General features: G+C 58.9%; 15 protein-coding genes. 10 read left to right on the forward strand and 5 right to left on the reverse strand.

Annotated features, from left to right (window positions below; translation table 11 throughout):
• The first annotated feature begins 107 nt into the window (after positions 1-107).
• The 7 genes from hemA to AAHA41_RS10350 all read left to right on the forward strand — a co-directional run bounded on the left by hemA (position 108) and on the right by AAHA41_RS10350 (position 7,164).
• Entirely contained in the window at positions 108-1,364 is a 1,257-nt protein-coding gene (gene hemA / locus AAHA41_RS10320; RefSeq protein WP_041210702.1) for a glutamyl-tRNA reductase, read from the forward strand.
• A gap of 55 nt (positions 1,365-1,419) precedes the next feature.
• A complete protein-coding gene (gene prfA, locus AAHA41_RS10325) occupies positions 1,420-2,508 on the forward strand; it encodes a peptide chain release factor 1 (RefSeq protein ID WP_033115320.1) in 1,089 nt (362 codons plus the stop codon).
• 61 nt (positions 2,509-2,569) lie between these two features.
• Positions 2,570-3,409, forward strand: coding sequence for a peptide chain release factor N(5)-glutamine methyltransferase (prmC, locus tag AAHA41_RS10330; protein WP_323070414.1), 840 nt, complete (start codon positions 2,570-2,572; stop codon positions 3,407-3,409).
• A gap of 57 nt (positions 3,410-3,466) precedes the next feature.
• Entirely contained in the window at positions 3,467-3,856 is a 390-nt protein-coding gene (locus AAHA41_RS10335; protein WP_081849396.1) for a SirB2 family protein, read from the forward strand.
• A gap of 12 nt (positions 3,857-3,868) precedes the next feature.
• Positions 3,869-4,669 carry a tetratricopeptide repeat protein gene (locus tag AAHA41_RS10340; RefSeq protein WP_033115322.1) on the forward strand — a complete coding sequence of 267 codons (801 nt, stop codon included), beginning with the start codon at positions 3,869-3,871 and terminating at the stop codon, positions 4,667-4,669.
• An 11-nt stretch (positions 4,670-4,680) separates the two neighbouring features.
• A complete protein-coding gene (gene kdsA / locus AAHA41_RS10345; protein ID WP_041210704.1) occupies positions 4,681-5,535 on the forward strand; it encodes a 3-deoxy-8-phosphooctulonate synthase in 855 nt (284 codons plus the stop codon).
• 348 nt (positions 5,536-5,883) lie between these two features.
• Positions 5,884-7,164: a dicarboxylate/amino acid:cation symporter gene (locus AAHA41_RS10350; RefSeq protein WP_124241782.1), complete on the forward strand. Its 1,281-nt coding sequence runs from the start codon at positions 5,884-5,886 to the stop codon at positions 7,162-7,164.
• Between the two features lie 99 nt (positions 7,165-7,263).
• Here AAHA41_RS10350 and grcA read toward each other — a convergent pair whose 3' ends face one another.
• Positions 7,264-7,644 carry an autonomous glycyl radical cofactor GrcA gene (grcA, locus tag AAHA41_RS10355; RefSeq protein ID WP_033115325.1) on the reverse strand — a complete coding sequence of 127 codons (381 nt, stop codon included), beginning with the start codon at positions 7,642-7,644 and terminating at the stop codon, positions 7,264-7,266.
• 379 nt (positions 7,645-8,023) lie between these two features.
• On the opposite strand from grcA, the gene AAHA41_RS10360 reads away from it, so the two are divergent.
• From AAHA41_RS10360 to AAHA41_RS10370, 3 genes are all read left to right on the forward strand, one after another.
• Positions 8,024-8,764 carry a transporter substrate-binding domain-containing protein gene (locus tag AAHA41_RS10360; protein ID WP_323070360.1) on the forward strand — a complete coding sequence of 247 codons (741 nt, stop codon included), beginning with the start codon at positions 8,024-8,026 and terminating at the stop codon, positions 8,762-8,764.
• Positions 8,765-8,833: 69 nt separating this feature from the next.
• The gene (gene ung / locus AAHA41_RS10365) at positions 8,834-9,511 is read left to right on the forward strand and encodes a uracil-DNA glycosylase (protein ID WP_323070361.1); all 678 of its coding nucleotides are present in this window, start codon (positions 8,834-8,836) and stop codon (positions 9,509-9,511) included.
• 72 nt (positions 9,512-9,583) lie between these two features.
• Positions 9,584-10,135, forward strand: coding sequence for a hemerythrin domain-containing protein (locus AAHA41_RS10370; protein WP_323070362.1), 552 nt, complete (start codon positions 9,584-9,586; stop codon positions 10,133-10,135).
• A 71-nt stretch (positions 10,136-10,206) separates the two neighbouring features.
• On the opposite strand, the gene ygjK is transcribed toward AAHA41_RS10370, so the two are convergent.
• The 4 genes from ygjK to AAHA41_RS10390 form a co-directional block, all read right to left on the reverse strand.
• Positions 10,207-12,687, reverse strand: coding sequence for an alpha-glucosidase (gene ygjK / locus AAHA41_RS10375; protein ID WP_323070363.1), 2,481 nt, complete (start codon positions 12,685-12,687; stop codon positions 10,207-10,209).
• 195 nt (positions 12,688-12,882) lie between these two features.
• Positions 12,883-13,683: an AraC family transcriptional regulator gene (locus AAHA41_RS10380; RefSeq protein ID WP_323070364.1), complete on the reverse strand. Its 801-nt coding sequence runs from the start codon at positions 13,681-13,683 to the stop codon at positions 12,883-12,885.
• 10 nt (positions 13,684-13,693) lie between these two features.
• Positions 13,694-14,230: a YbhB/YbcL family Raf kinase inhibitor-like protein gene (locus AAHA41_RS10385; RefSeq protein WP_323070365.1), complete on the reverse strand. Its 537-nt coding sequence runs from the start codon at positions 14,228-14,230 to the stop codon at positions 13,694-13,696.
• A 200-nt stretch (positions 14,231-14,430) separates the two neighbouring features.
• Positions 14,431-15,687: an adenylosuccinate synthetase gene (locus AAHA41_RS10390; RefSeq protein ID WP_033115332.1), complete on the reverse strand. Its 1,257-nt coding sequence runs from the start codon at positions 15,685-15,687 to the stop codon at positions 14,431-14,433.
• Positions 15,688-15,690: the final 3 nt, after the last annotated feature.

Here is a 15,690-nt window from a genome sequence, read left to right on the forward strand (position 1 = left end):
GAATTTGCCACAGTATACGGGGCGGCCGTATTGCTTTTAAAGACTTACCCTTTCTCGTACAATTGGCAGCCTTTGCACCCAGCGTATGAAATGATCGTCGCCCACTCATGAGTTTGCTTGCCCTCGGAATCAACCACAACACCGCCAGTGTCGCCTTGCGGGAGCGGGTCGCCTTTGGCCCGGACTGCATCGATCGCGCCTTGCGTGAGCTGGTGAACCAACCCGGCATCAACGAGGCGGTGATCGTCTCCACCTGCAACCGGACCGAGCTCTACTGCAATCTGGCCGGTGAACAGCAGGGCGAGGTGCTGCGCTGGCTGCAGCAGTTCCACGGGCTGGATGCGGCCGAACTGGTCAGCGCCATCTACCAGCACCATGACGAAGAGGCGGTGCGCCACCTTATGCGAGTGGCGTGCGGGCTTGACTCGCTGGTGCTGGGAGAGCCGCAGATCCTCGGCCAGATCAAGCAATCCTACGCCCATGCCCAGCAGGCGGAGTCGTTGAAGGGGGCGCTGGAGCGGCTGTTCCAGAAATCCTTCTCGGTGGCCAAACGGGTGCGTACCGATACCGAGATTGGCGCGAGCGCCGTGTCGGTGGCTTTTGCAGCTGTCAGCCTTGGCCGCCGTATCTTTGCCGATCTCTCCCAGACCAAGGTGCTCTTGGTCGGTGCTGGTGAAACCATCGAGCTGGTGGCCCGCCATCTGCGCGAACAGAACGTGACCCAGATGATGGTGGCCAACCGGACTCTGCAACGGGCCCAGACCCTGGCTGCCGAATTTGGCGCCCAGGTGATGACGCTCGAAGAGATCCCCGATTATCTGCATGAGGCGGATATCGTCATCAGCTCGACCGCGAGCCCGCTGCCCATCATCGGCAAGGGGATGGTGGAGCGTGCCCTCAAGGCCCGCCGCTTCAAGCCGATGTTTCTGGTCGATATCGCCGTACCGCGCGACATCGAGGCGGAAGTGGATGAGCTCTCCGACGCCTACCTCTACACGGTGGATGACCTGCAGGGGATCATCGAGCAGAACCTGGAGACCCGCAAACGGGCCGCGGCACAAGCCGAGGTGATCGTGCAGGAGGAGCGCGACGAGTTCATGGGCTGGTATCGCGGCCAGAGCTCGGTCGATCTCATTCGCGACTACCGCCAGCAGTCCCAGCAGGTCGCTGACGAAGAGTTGCAACGCGCCCTGTTGGCACTGGCCCAGGGCGAGAGTGCCGAGCAGGCGCTCAAGGCGATGGCTCATCGCCTCACCAACAAGTTGATCCATGCGCCGACCCAGGCACTGCGCCAGGCGGCCTCCCAGGGCGACGAGAGTGCGCTGTCCCGTCTGCGGCAGGCACTGGGGTTGTCACAAGAGTAATTTTTCGGGGCTACCATGCTGGTGGTCCCGTCCTCCATTTGAGATTGCAAGAGTTATGAATCCGTCACTGATCAGAAAGCTGGAAGGCCTCATCGAGCGCCACGAAGAAGTTCAGGCCATGCTCGGCGAGCCCGACGTGGTCTCGGATCAGGAGCGCTATCGCGCCCTGACCCGTGAATATGCCCAGCTGGAAGATATCGTTCACGCCTTCCAGCGTTTCCGTCAGGCGCAGGATGATCTGGAGACGACCCAGATGATGCTGGAAGAGGATGATGCCGACCTGCGCGAGATGGCGCAGGAGGAGCTGCCGCTGGCCAAGGCCAATCTGGAGGCACTGGAGCAGGAGCTGCAAGTGATGCTGCTGCCCAAGGATCCCAAGGATGACAACAACTGCTATCTGGAGATTCGGGCCGGGGCCGGTGGCGACGAAGCGGCCATCTTTGCCGGTGACCTGTTCCGCATGTATTCACGGTTTGCCGAGCGTCAGGGCTGGCGCGTCTCCATCGTCAGCTGCAACGACGGGGAATATGGCGGTTACAAGGAGGTCATCGCCAAGATTGACGGCGAGCGTGTCTATGGCCGTCTCAAGTTTGAATCCGGTGGTCACCGGGTACAGCGGGTGCCGGAGACCGAATCTCAGGGTCGGGTGCACACCTCCGCCTGTACCGTCGCGGTGCTGCCGGAAGTGCCGGAAGCCGAGCAGATCGAGATCAACCCCTCCGATCTGAAGATCGACACCTTCCGCGCCTCCGGTGCCGGTGGTCAGCACGTCAACAAGACCGACTCGGCCATTCGCATCACCCACCTGCCGACCGGGCTGGTGGTGGAGTGTCAGGACGAGCGCTCCCAGCACAAGAACCGCGCCAAGGCGATGTCGGTACTCTCTGCCCGCCTGCAGGCGGCTGAGGATGAGCGCCATCGCGCCGCCGAGCAGAGCACCCGCCGCAATCTGGTGGGCTCCGGTGATCGTTCCGAGCGCATCCGGACCTACAACTATCCGCAGGGCCGTCTCTCCGAGCACCGTATTAACCTGACCCTGTACCGCCTCTCCGAAATTTTGGAAGGGGATCTGGACTGCGTTATCACCCCGCTGGTGCAGGAGTATCAGGCCGACCAGCTCGCCTCGCTGGCCGAGAGCAATTGATGCAAATGCAGAACTGGCAAGTTCGCATTAAGTGTTGTGCCCATAATATGGAGCAGCACTGATGCAGATCCAGCAGGCTCGTGCCCATATCATGACCGTACTGGCAGAGGGGGAGTCCCCTCGCGCCGATGCCGATGTGCTGCTCTGTCATCTGCTTGACTGCCGGCGCAGCTATCTGATGACCTGGCCCGAACGCGAGCTGGATGCCGCCCAGCAGGCCACCCTGCAGACGTGGCTGGCCCGTCGTCTCAACGGCGAGCCCATCGCTCATCTCGTTGGTGAGCGGGAGTTTTGGTCGCTGCCGCTGAAAGTGAGTCCGGCTACCCTGATCCCGCGCCCCGATACCGAGGTGCTGGTGGAGCAGGCGCTGACGAAGATCCCGCAAGGTCCCTGCGCCGTGCTGGATCTCGGTACCGGCACCGGCGCCATCGCGCTGGCCATCAAGTCCGAGCGACCCGAGCTCGATGTATGGGCGGTGGATCGCATGGCGGACGCTGCCGCACTGGCACGCGAGAACAGCGCGGCGCTGGGGTTGCCTATCGAAGTGCGTGACGGCAGCTGGTTTGCTCCGCTCGATGAGCAGGCTCCCCGCTTTGCGGTGATTGTCTCCAATCCCCCCTATATTGATGGCGCCGATCCCCATCTTGAGCAGGGTGATGTACGCTTTGAACCGCGCTCGGCGCTGGTGGCGGACGAAGCGGGACTGGCGGATATCCGCCACATTGCGACCCATGCCCCGGCCCATCTGCACAGCGAAGGGTGGCTGCTGCTGGAACATGGCTGGGATCAGGGGATGGCGGTGCGCCAACTGTTGCAGGATCTGGGCTATCGCAGCGTAACCACGGTGCGCGATTACGGGGAGAACGAGCGGGTCACTCTGGGCATGTGCCCGACCTGCTGAATCTCTTAACTACCGGTTTGACGGGCAGGGGCGAGGCCTCTGCATCGAGGATTGATATTGAATAGCTATCTTGTGCTCAAACATCTGCATCTCACCCTGATTGGCGGGGCCGTGCTGATGTTTATGCTGCGTTTTTACTGGGTTCAGGCAGGTTCTGGCCGGGCGTTCAGCGCACCCGTGCTGAAAACCAGCGGTCTGCTCAACGGACTGGTGGTGCTCTCCGGCATACTGCTTTGCGTGGTGCTGGGTCTCAACCCGCTCAATAACGGCATTCCCTGGCTCAGCGAGAAGCTGACGGGGATCCTGGTATTGGTCTTTCTGGCGGCGATGGCGCTGCGGCTGGCCAAAAGCAATCTGGTGCGCTGGTGCTCTTTTCTGGGGGCGCTCGGCTGGATCTACTTTATTGCCAAGTTGGCAGTGCTCAAACAGGCGAGTTTGTTCGGTTAAGGCATGAAGAGCATGTTACGTATAGACGAATGGACCGATTTTGAAGCCCATGAGCTGACCGAGCTGGCCCTGGCGGTCAGCGACGAAATCTATGGTTCGGCCGAGCAGGGGATCCGCGAGCTGCAGCTGCTTGACGAGTGGCTGGATGAGCAGATCGAAGAGGGAACCTGCGACGAGGTTCGCCAGCAACTGCTGCGTGGTTTCTATCAGAGCCTCGGGTTTTACGGCGACTGGCAGGATTACTTCTCGGCCGACAATTGCGACATCAATCAGGTGTTGCTGCAGCGCAAGGGGATCCCGGTCAGTCTCGGTATCCTCATCATCCAGCTGGGACGCAAGCTCGGGCTCGATGTGGAGGGGATCTGCTTCCCGGGCCACTTCCTGGTGAGCTTTGCCGGCGGTGAGGGGGAGGTCTATGTTGATCCCTTCACCGGCGATGAGCTGAGCCTGGCCCGTATCGAACTGCTGCTGCGCGGCGCGCTCGGCGATCTGGCGACCCTGACCCCGGATTACCTGCAGCCCTCTGGCCAGTGGGAGATCATCGAGCGGCTACTTAATGTCAGCAAGGGCGCTCTGCTGCGGGAAGACCGCATGTCCGAGGCGCTGCGCTGCAGCGAGTTGTTGCTGCGGATGAAGCCGGGCGATCCGCTGGAGACGCGGGATCGCGGCTTTATCTACGAGCAGCTCGATTGTCCCCGTCAGGCTGCCGACGACTTTGAATACTTTATTGAACAATGCCCGGACGATCCGGTCGCCGATGTGCTGAAAGTACAGCTGGCTGCGCTGGATTTGACCCCCAAGCCCCTCCATTAAGGATGTCTTAGATGGAACAGAAGAATATCAAGATCAACGAGATCAACGTTGCCAATGACAAACCGTTCGTGCTGTTTGGCGGCATGAATGTGCTGGAGTCTCGCGACATGGCGATGGCGGTGTGCGAGAAGTACGTGGAAGTGACCAGCAAGCTGGGCATCCCGTTTGTCTTCAAGGCGAGCTGGGACAAGGCGAACCGCTCCTCCATCCACTCCTATCGTGGCCCGGGTCTGGAAGAGGGGATGAAGATTTTCCAGGAGCTGAAAGCGACTTTCGGCATGCCGGTGATCTCCGATCTGCACGAGCCCCATCAGGCCAAGCCGGTCGCCGAGGTGGTCGATGTCATCCAGCTGCCCGCCTTCCTGGCGCGCCAGACCGATCTGGTAGAGGCGATGGCCCGCACTGGCAACGTCATCAACATCAAGAAGCCGCAGTTCCTGAGCCCCAGCCAGATGAAGAACATCACCGACAAGTTCGAGGAGTGTGGCAACGATCGCCTGATCCTGTGCGAGCGCGGCGTCAACTTCGGTTATGACAACCTGGTGGTAGACATGCTGGGTCTGGGGGTGATGAAGAAGAGCACCGGTGGCTATCCGGTTATCTTCGACGTGACTCACTCCCTGCAGTGCCGCGACCCGCTGGGGGCAGCGTCCGGCGGTCGCCGCGAGCAGGTCACCGAGCTGGCGCGTGCCGGTATGGCGGTTGGTCTGGCCGGTCTCTTTATCGAATCCCACCCGGATCCGAAAATTGCCCGCTGCGATGGCCCGAGCGCGCTGCCGCTCGACAAGCTGGAGGGCTTCCTCAAGCAGATGAAAGCGATCGACGATCTGGTCAAGGGCTTCGAGCCGCTCGATACCTCTGTCTGATTGGCTCCATAACGCTGGTTAAGACTGACAAGGCCCCGCATGCGGGGCCTTGTCATTGGTTCAATCCCCGCTGTTTTCCCCTCATGTCAGACTGCTTCCCCCTCATTGCGTACCACCCATCAATTAATAATCAGTGAATAAATATTTATAAATGGTTACTAATGTTGCGTGATCGGTGTCGCTTAACTCCGTTTTTTAACATGAGATGATAGCGCTACAGTCACCAGAGCACGGCATCAGCCGATCCAGGATTCGTTACGTCTCCTGCGGGTCGCTTTTGCCTGATGCATCGGGGCTGCATACCAATAAAACAGAACAACACACCGACAACGGAAGGGATGAAGCAGCATGAGTAAAAAGATTATGGGCAGCCTCTATTTTCAGGTACTGCTCGCCATAACCCTCGGGGTATGTCTTGGCCACCTCTATCCCCAATTGGGGGCCGACATGAAACCCCTTGGCGATGGTTTCGTCAAACTGATCAAGATGATTATCGCCCCCGTCATCTTCTGTACCGTGGTAACAGGGATTGCCGGTATGGAGAGCATGAAGGCCGTTGGCAAGACTGGTGCCATCGCTCTCGTCTATTTCGAGGTGGTCAGCACCATCGCCCTGATCATCGGGTTGTGCGTGGTGAACCTGCTGCAGCCGGGGGCCGGCATGAACGTTGATCCTGCCGCACTGGATGCCAGCGCCATCGCTGTCTATGCCGAGCAGGCCAAGTCACAGGGGATCATTCCATTCCTGCTCGACATCATTCCGGGTAGCGTGATCGGTGCCTTTGCCAGCGGCAACATCCTGCAGGTGCTGCTCTTTGCCGTGCTGTTTGGCTTCTCCCTGCACCATATCGGCGAGAAGGGGAAAATTATTTTCGGGGTCATCGAGAGCTTCTCCACCGTCATCTTCGGCATCATCAACATGATCATGAAGCTGGCGCCGGTAGGGGCATTCGGTGCCATGGCGTTTACCATCGGCAAATACGGGGTGGGCTCTCTGGTGCAACTGGGCCAGCTTATCGCCTGCTTCTATATCACCTGTCTCTTCTTCATCTTTATCGTGCTGGGCAGCATCGCCAAAGCCTCCGGTTTCAGCATCCTGCGTTTCATCTCTTACATCCGCGAGGAGCTGCTGATCGTGCTGGGTACTTCCTCCTCCGAGTCAGCTCTGCCGCGCATGCTGGACAAGATGGAGAAGCTGGGTTGCCAGAAATCGGTAGTAGGGCTGGTTATTCCGACCGGTTACTCCTTCAACCTGGATGGCACCTCCATCTATCTGACCATGGCTGCCATCTTCATCGCTCAGGCGACCAACACCCCGCTCGATCTGTTCCATCAGATCACGCTGCTGGTGGTGCTGCTTATCTCCTCGAAAGGGGCGGCCGGGGTCACCGGGAGCGGCTTCATTGTGCTGGCAGCGACCATCTCCGCAGTTGGCCACCTGCCGCTGGCCGGTCTGGCGCTGATCCTGGGGATAGACCGTTTCATGTCGGAAGCGCGGGCGCTGACCAACCTGATTGGCAACGGGGTTGCGACCGTGGTGGTGGCAAAATATTGCAAGCAGCTGGATGTGAAGAAAATGGAGGGCGTGCTGGGCCGCAAGGGCGGGGTTCTGGAAACCGAAAAGGTGTAACGGAGCTTGTCAGGCTGAACGCAACGCAATAAAAAAACGGCCCTCGGGCCGTTTTTTAGTGACATCCATGGATGCCATCACTTCATGACAGAGCGTGAATTACAGGCTCTGGGTGAAGGTACGGGTAACAACGTCACGCTGCTGTTCCGGGGTCAGGGCGTTGAAGCGCACTGCGTAGCCGGAAACGCGGATGGTCAGCTGCGGGTACTTCTCCGGGTTGGCGATGGCATCTTCCAGAGTTTCACGACGCAGCACGTTGACGTTCAGGTGCTGGCCACCTTCAACGGCAGGTTCAGCTTGAACAGGCAGCTCGCGGTATTCGAACTGACCCAGATCAGCAAGTTGAACTTCCTGATCGGCAGCAAAGGCATCGCCTTTGACACAGATGCAGCGAGCCTGTTGCTTCTCTTCGTCCAGCAGCCAGAAAGAGTTCAGCAGAGCGGTGTTGGCGGCCTGGGTGATTTGAATGCCTTTGATCATGGTATGACTCCTCAATGGGAACGCGAATCCAACTGTAAGGAAATTACCCTGATGTATTTAAGCTACCGAGGATATCGACGACTTAAAGGGCCCTTGCCTTACACCTTTACTTTGTTGGGGTCATATATACCACGGTGGCAATATTACCAAAATTGATCCAGATCAATAAAAATCGACAAATCGCCATTTCAATGGGATTAAATTCTTGAGTTGAATCAAAAATAGGTCATTTTTCTGATTTTGTAAGATATCCAAATTATGCATCTTTTATCTTTTAAATCTAGTAATTTAACTACACCTTATGGTGTTTGTGGTGCGTATCAGGGAAGGGTGACTCCAGAGAACTACACTTGATGGAAAATAAAGAGGAGTGTCACGGGTGAAGAGTGGGTGGCAAAAATGGCGCTGGCTGATAGTGGCCTGCTGCCTGGTTGTGGCTGGAATGGTGCGGGCCGAAACAGTCCGGATTGCCGTGGGCGAGTGGCCGCCCTATATCAGCGAGTCTCTGCCCGAGCAGGGGTTCCTCTGTCAGGTGGTGCGCGAAGCCTTTGCCGCCGAGGGGCTTGACGTCAGCTTTCACTTTTACCCCTGGGCTGAAGCCTACAAGCTCACTCTTGCCGGGGATTATGTTGTGACCATGCCCTGGTTTCGTTCTCGCGAACGTGAACAGAGCTTCTATCTCTCCGCATCGCTCGGCCAATTCACGACCCGTCTTTTTACCTTGTCCGGTTCGCCGGTCGTCAATCTCGGGGAGATCAAGCACGAGCCGGTGGGGGTGACCCGCGGCTATTTTTACGGAGATGGTTTTGCCGCCCATCAATCCGAACTGGCTCTTGAGTGGTCTGATTCTGATCAGGAGAGCCTTGAGAAGCTCGTCGCCGGGCGTATTCGCTATCTGGTAATGGATGAGCAGGTGGCCAAGGCCCTCTTCCAGCAGATGCAATCCCGCCATCCCGGGGCGCTGGCGTTGACCAGCGCGCCCGATCCTATCTGGTCTCAACCCGGTTATCTGCTGATGCGCAAGGCGGATCCCGATGCGCGTCGTCTGATGCTGCTGTTCAATGCGGGTCTGCACAAACTGGAGCGCTCCGGGCGGCTCGCCAGGCTCTGGAAAGTGTGAGTCACGGTTGCGTCTTGCGGGCTGCCCCCCTATCCTGACTCCTTCGCCGTATCAAGTGAGGAGTTCGGGGTGCTGACCTGGAGTGATGTGATTGGCTCTGAAAAAGAGCAGGACTATTTCAAGAGTACGCTGGCGACTGTCAGGGCAGAGCGGGAAGCGGGCAAGGTAATCTATCCCCCTGCAGCCCATGTGTTCAATGCCTTCAAACTGACCGAGCTGGATCAGATCAAGGTCGTCATCCTGGGGCAGGATCCCTACCACGGCCCCAACCAGGCGCATGGTCTCTGCTTCTCCGTTCTGCCCGGCGTGCGCACGCCCCCCTCTCTGGTCAACATCTATAAAGAGATGCAGCGAGACCTGCCAGGTTTCGTCACACCCAACCACGGTTTCCTCGAATCCTGGGCCAAGCAGGGGGTATTGTTGCTCAATACCGTGCTGACGGTGCAGGCCGGTCAGGCTCACTCTCATGCCCATCTGGGTTGGGAGATCTTTACCGACAGGGTTATCGAGCAGATCAATGCCAGCTGCAACGGGGTGGTGTTCCTGTTGTGGGGCTCCCATGCCCAGAAGAAGGGGCGTTTTATCGACCGGCAGCGCCATCATGTGCTGACGGCCCCCCATCCCAGCCCCCTCTCCGCCCATCGCGGTTTCATCGGTTGCGGCCATTTTTCGCAAACCAACCAGCTGCTGGAGCAGCAGGGCAAGAGTCCCATTGAGTGGCAATCTGTCTGCCGCCCACTTGATTGAGTGCAAAGTTCGGGCGACAAATGACCGTATACTCAGGAAAATAACATCTTATTTCAGCGCCAAGGAGTGCCCATGTTATCGAGTCTGCACAAGGATCACCTCAACATCGCCCGACTGCTGGAGCTGCTCAAGCAGAAGCTGGCAGCCATTCACGCTGAGCAGCCCATCAGCTATTTTCTGGTGCGCGACGTCATCGACTATCTGCGGGAGGTTTCTGACAAGTACCACCATCCCAAGGAAGATCTTATCTATGACTACTACCTGAAATACCGGGTGGTAGAGGGGGAGGTTGCCAACCGGTTGCAGGAGGAGCACGTCAAGCTGCTGGAGGCAGGTGGCGAGCTCAAGGAGATGGTCGAGATGATCCTTATGGATGCGGTGATCCCGCTCGACCAGTTCACCGCCAAGCTGGAGCATTTTGTTGAGCTGCAGGAGGCGCACATGAATTACGAGGAGGGAATCATCTTCCCCCATCTGCGCGACTCTCTGACCGAGGATGACTGGCGTCATCTGGAGCAAAACTGGCAAAACCGTGCCATCGGTGACCCCCTGTTCGGGGCCGAAGTGAGCCAGAACTTCCAGGCACTGGCCAAACGCCTCTCTCTGCCGCTTACCACTCACTGACCCAGCAATGCCGCCTGTCAGCCAAGCATAAGAAAGGCCTCCCTATGGAGGCCTTTTGCGTATGCGCAGCTTTACTCCTGCGGCTTGAGAAAGTTGCGATAGAGCATATAGAGGTGGGCCGAACTCCAGCTGAAGTTGCTGGCTCCCTGCATAGCACCGCTCTCCGGGTTGTAGTTCTCGCGGATGGGGCCGCTGCCAGCCAGCCCTTCGGCGTTGGCAAACAGCTTGTTGACCAGCATCTGGGCATCGCTGCGATAACCGTAGTTCTCCAGCCCCTTCACCCCGAAGTAGAACTGATCCAGCCATACCCGGCCGCGCCAGTAGATGTTGGGATCATAAGCCGGGTTGGTCAGCGCCGCCGTGCCGAGCGGTACCTTGGTGTTGAATTCCTGAGAATTAAGCATCACTTCGCGCACTCGTGCTGCTTTTTCTTGGTCGGCGACTTCGGCCCAGAGCGGGCTCCACCCCTCGGGGCCGCGGCCGCGGGCGGTCAACAGCTTGCCGACACAGCCGTTGCTGTCGGCTACATCACCAGCAGCGATCTGTCGGTCGTAATAGAACCCGGAGGCGTCATCAAACATACAGGTGTTGATGTAGCTGGCGAGCTTGGTCGCGCCATCGCGGTAGCGGCTCGCATCGCCCGGCTTGCCGAGCAGGTCGGCCATATCTGCCAGAATGCGTTTCTCTTTGGCGAGGAAGGCGTTGAGCTCTACCGACTCCTGATCGATGGAGAAGCCGATAAGATCGCCATTGTCCTGATGGTTTTCAAAGAAGAATACGTTCCAGTCCTTGCGTGCCTTGGCGATATCGCCGCCATAGGTCTTGTCGGCATATCGCTTGAGCTGATCCGGCTCGATAAAGCCGAAGCGGGCGGCGTTGTCCATACCGGACTCCCAACCGGCGCCGTGTTGGGCACCGATATCCATATCGCTGTAGCCGCCAACACTCAACACCTGCTGGTAGAGCGCCATGCCGGTGCAGCCATACCAGTTATCTCCCTCGTTACTGCAACCTGAGAGTGAGATGCCCCCCGGCACGCCGTTGGCATACTGCACCTTGAAGGTGATATTGCCGTACTCGTCGTTATGTTCGACGTGCTTGGTAGCACCATATTCGATGATGCCGTTGCGGTTGTTGTCACGTGCGCGGTACCACCAGTCGTGATAGGCCTGCAGTTTGGGATACATCTCGGCAATGAATGCCTTGTCCTTGGTGGTGCTGTAGATCTCCCAGATGGCCCAGGCTGAGAGGGGCGGTTTGGTGTCGCGCTCGTTCCAGTTGCCGCCATCGCCACCGCGATCCGATTGCTTGTTGTAGAAGACGGCGTCTATCACCATGCCGGCATCCTGCGGACGAACCGGGTCATTGGCCTGGATCTGGTAGTCATACATGGCGCGTACGTTGTTTTTGGCCACTTCCGGGTTGAAGTGAGCCATGGCGTAGGCGTGCTTCCAGCTGTCCCAAGCCCAGACGCCGTCGAACCAGCGAGCGGTATTGGAAGGGGTCACCCCGTCGTGCAGGATGGCGCCAGCCGGGGATCGCCAGTTGCCGTTGAGGGTCTCCATCGCCTTGACCGCTATGCGTCGTTCCGATTCCGGGATCCCCTGATTGGAGAGGCCCCTGGCAAGATAGCCTTCCCAGCGGCGGATGGAGTCGGCGAAGTAGGTCGCCGGGTCGGCCAGCAAGGCCTGACGGCTCTGCTGGTGGCGGTTGGCATCCTCAGTGGAGTGGAGGTAACTCTGCAGGGTATAGATATCCTCACTCCCCTTGGCCGCCAGCTGTATGGTGGCTTCGCTTTGGTAGCCCAGTGCTTTTTCGTCGATGGTGGTGCGGCTTGGCAGGGTACGTTCGATGCGGTAGCGAGCGCTGCCGCTCTGCATGATGTTCCAGGTACTGCGCAGCTTGCCGAACTGGAACTCAACCCCCTGCTTGTTCTGGCTGATGGTGCGGGTCCAGTCAGGATACTGCTCGGCGATCGTCTTCTTGGCGTCCCACTGATTGAGCAGCTCCCCCTGCCAGTTGAGGTTGAGGGTGAGCGGGGAATCGGTGTGGTTTTGCAGGCGAGTGCGGATCAGAGCTGTGCGGGGATCGCCGTAGCGCAGCTCCAGCTCCAGCGTGAAGGGCTCGAACTCGAAGCGTTGCACCAACGCACCTGGAATGGCGTACACCTCTTGCTTGCTGGCGCTGGTGAGCGGGAAAGCCCGACCGCTCGCATCGCTCAGGGTGAGCTTGTCCAGTTCGCTTGCAAAGAAGAGGCTGTACTCCTCCGAGATGACCATGGGGCCGGTGAATCCCCCCCACTCCTTGTCGCTGGCTGGCAGCAGGAAGCCGTGCCAGGCGCCCAGATCGAGCAGCGGGTTGTATTTGAGGTTGGAGTAGCTGTCAAAGTCGCGGAATTGGGTCGGTGTTCCCTGGCGGTCGATCACGTCCTTGTACTGGATGGCCTGCTCCGGTTTGGCGACGGTGCTGCTCTCTGTCTGGTTATCGTTGCAGGCAGTCAGTCCAAACAGGGCGGTGCCGAGGGCTACCGAGAGTAAAGTTTTACGAAACATTTCTCGCTCCAATTCCGTTTATGTAGGTTAAGAGGAAGGTTTTTTACGCTTATTTTTAGTGAAAAGGTTTTCGGTGGCCATTGTATGGCAAGGGAAAAGGGAGCGTTGGCGCGAGATCACATTCTGAAGAGGTGGCAATGTGAGCATGATCACCTAGTTACATCAGGTTACATAATGGACTTATTTAGTAATATTTTACTTTGTGTTACCGAGTCGTACGGCAGGGCAGGTTTGCAGGTATTGGTAAGGGGTCAGGCCGAACTCCTGTTTGAAGCGGGCTGCAAAGCGGCTGAGGGAGTCATAACCGCAGGCGATGGCTACCTCTTGCAGGGAGAGTGATTGCTGCAACAAGGTGAGTGCATGGCTCATCCGTACCTGAGCCAGCAGGTGACGGAAGGTGCGCCCTTCGGCTGTCAGTTTGCGAACCAGCGAGGCGCGGCTCATCGAGAAGTGAGGGGCAACAGTTTCCAGCGTGTGATCGGCACCGGGCTCAACGCCGAGGTAACGGGCCAGCCGCTCGCCGAGGGTCATGGTGCTGGCGGGAAAGAGCAGATGAAGAGCGCCAGCAGCCCTCAACTCCGCATAGAAGGCCCGCAGCAGCTCGGTCTGGGTTGCCTCGCTCAGCCCCCGCTCAGTCATGGTACAGACCATCTCGAAGCAGTAGGCGAGGTTTGCCGTTACCTTTATCGCGGGATTTGCCATCGCCTGAGTGTCGGAGGGCCTATCGGGCAGCCACCCGGCGGGGGGCGGCGTCAGCAGGGTAAGGACATGGGAGCGAAACTTCTCCTGCTCCGGCTGGTTGACGAAGGTGAGCTGGTGACCCGCCGGGATCAGCAGCCAGCTCTCCTTGCCAAACGAGAGACGTCGCTCCTGCCACCAGAGCAGCTTCCTGCCCTGTTTGACCCAGATGATGGTCGGCGCATAGATGAGCACCCGGTGCAGCGGCTGCTGGCGGATCCCGAGATAGTGGTGCTGTTGCAGCAGGGGCGTGCTCATCCGGTTGCTCCTAGGGGGTGACGAAAGTGGCGGTCAGAGTAGCCTTACCAAGGGCCATGCTGTTGAGCATGTAGCCTACCATGGCTGGCGGGGTGTCTGCTTTTACCTCCAGATTCTGGGGCAGGGCCCAGGCGGTGAACTGATAGCGATGCATGCCGTGGCCAGCGGGCGGGCAGGGGCCGCCGTAGCCCTGGCTGCCGAAGTCGGTTTTCAGCTCCAGCCCCTGCTTGAGCTTGCCGGAGACATTGTTGGCGAGCTCGCTCTGGGTGGCCGGCAGGTTCACCACCAGCCAGTGCCACCAGCCGCTGCCGGTGGGGGCATCGGGGTCGTAGGCGGTGATGGCAACGCCTTTGGTGCCGGCCGGCAGATCCTGCCAGCTCAGCTGGGGTGAACGGTTGTCGCCGCTGCAGCCAAAGCCGTTGAAGCTGAAGGCTTTGTCCATCAGCTGGCCTTCGTGGATATCGCTGCTCTTCAGGGTCATGGCAAAGGCTGGCATGGCCGTCAGGCAGAGTAGTGGCAACAGGGCACTGTGTTTGAGCAATTTCATCGGGTGACTCCTCGTGTGGTAACGGGTTCACTTTAGCGAGGGTGGCGCAGGATGTTGTTGCAGAAAGACTCAATGTGCTGTCGATTAGTGAGTTAATTGAGCATTTTAGTTTTTTTTATGGCGAGAGGGTAAATCGCAGCCATAAAAAACCGGCATCATGGATGCCGGTTGTTCACTGTGCTGACAGTTGATCGCGCGGATTAACGCAGGATCATCTCGTCACGGCCCGGGCCGACGGAGACCATCGGAACCGGTACGCCCAGCAGCTCTTCGATACGCAGTACGTACTGCTGGGCTGCTTTGGGCAGCTCTTCGAAGGTGCGGCAGCCGGTGATGTCTTCGCTCCAGCTTTCCATCTGCTCGTAAACCGGCTTCAGGGCAGCGGTTTGCGGCCAAATCGGGTTCTCGGTGTGAGCACCTTCGTAGGCCACGCAGATCTTCAGATCCGGCAGACCGGTCAGGCAGTCCAGCTTGGTCAGGGCGACTTCGGTCGCAGCCTGCAGCTCGACACCGTTCTTGGTGGCAACGGCATCGAAGTAGCCGACGTCACGGGGACGACCGGTGGTGGCGCCGAATTCGTTGGCGATCTTGCGGAACTCGTCCTGGTTCTCCATGGCAGTCAGCAGGGTGCCGGTACCGACGGAGGTGCTGAATGCCTTGGCAACAGCGATGACGCGCTCGGGACGCAGGCCCGGCAGACCGCCACCGATGCCGGCGTAGGCACCAGATACGTGGGAGGAGGTTACCCAGGGGTACTCGCCGTAGATCAGGTCACGGCCGGCGCCCAGCTGGGCTTCGAACAGCAGGGTCTTGCCTTCGGCCTGCAGCTCTTTGAGCGGCATGCTGACGTTGCAGACAGAGTCGATCCAGGGAGCGGACACTTCCAGCAGCCAGTCAGCCATCTCCTGGGCGGTCTGGTTGAATTCGAAGGTCGGATAGAGCGCTTTAAGTTGCGGCAGTTTCCAGTCGAGGAAGAATTGAATGCGCTCGACCAGTACTTCCGGCTGTTTCAGCCAGCCAACCAGGATCGCTTTCTTCATGACGCGATCGCCGTAGGCCGGTGCGATGCCCTGACGGGTGGAACCGTAGGCTCCGTCACCCAGACGCTGCTCTTCCAGGGTATCTTCCATGGCGTGCAGCGGCAGGCAGAGGGTAGCGCGGTCAGAGATGGCCAGCTTGGGAACGACACCGGAGGCTTTCACTTCGTCGAGTTCGACGGTGAGCTTCTCGGGGCTGATCACCATGCCCGGGCCCAGCACGACCAGGCAGTTCGGGTTGAAGACACCGCTCGGAACCTGGTGCAGCTTGAAGGTGCCAAGGTCGTTGACGACGGTATGGCCGGCGTTGTTGCCGCCCTGGAAGCGAATGCTGGCGCCAGCTTGGCCTGCCAGATAATCCACGATGCGGCCTTTGCCTTCATCACCCCAGTTGGCACCTACGACTACGATAGACGACATGAC

This window comes from Aeromonas sp. SER (assembly GCF_038739615.1).
Lineage (GTDB): Bacteria > Pseudomonadota > Gammaproteobacteria > Enterobacterales > Aeromonadaceae > Aeromonas > Aeromonas jandaei.

Excerpts from the sequence above, each read along its gene's own strand:
- hemA (WP_041210702.1), top strand. The coding sequence starts at position 108 with ATGAGTTTGCTTGCCCTCGGAATCAACCACAACACCGCCAGTGTCGCC.
- prfA (WP_033115320.1), top strand. The coding sequence starts at position 1,420 with ATGAATCCGTCACTGATCAGAAAGCTGGAAGGCCTCATCGAGCGCCAC.
- prmC (WP_323070414.1), top strand. The coding sequence starts at position 2,570 with ATGCAGATCCAGCAGGCTCGTGCCCATATCATGACCGTACTGGCAGAG.
- AAHA41_RS10340 (WP_033115322.1), top strand. The coding sequence starts at position 3,869 with ATGTTACGTATAGACGAATGGACCGATTTTGAAGCCCATGAGCTGACC.
- kdsA (WP_041210704.1), top strand. The coding sequence starts at position 4,681 with ATGGAACAGAAGAATATCAAGATCAACGAGATCAACGTTGCCAATGAC.
- AAHA41_RS10350 (WP_124241782.1), top strand. The coding sequence starts at position 5,884 with ATGAGTAAAAAGATTATGGGCAGCCTCTATTTTCAGGTACTGCTCGCC.
- grcA (WP_033115325.1), bottom strand. The coding sequence starts at position 7,644 with ATGATCAAAGGCATTCAAATCACCCAGGCCGCCAACACCGCTCTGCTG.
- AAHA41_RS10370 (WP_323070362.1), top strand. The coding sequence starts at position 9,584 with ATGTTATCGAGTCTGCACAAGGATCACCTCAACATCGCCCGACTGCTG.
- ygjK (WP_323070363.1), bottom strand. The coding sequence starts at position 12,687 with ATGTTTCGTAAAACTTTACTCTCGGTAGCCCTCGGCACCGCCCTGTTT.
- AAHA41_RS10380 (WP_323070364.1), bottom strand. The coding sequence starts at position 13,683 with ATGAGCACGCCCCTGCTGCAACAGCACCACTATCTCGGGATCCGCCAG.
- AAHA41_RS10385 (WP_323070365.1), bottom strand. The coding sequence starts at position 14,230 with ATGAAATTGCTCAAACACAGTGCCCTGTTGCCACTACTCTGCCTGACG.
- AAHA41_RS10390 (WP_033115332.1), bottom strand. The coding sequence starts at position 15,687 with ATGTCGTCTATCGTAGTCGTAGGTGCCAACTGGGGTGATGAAGGCAAA.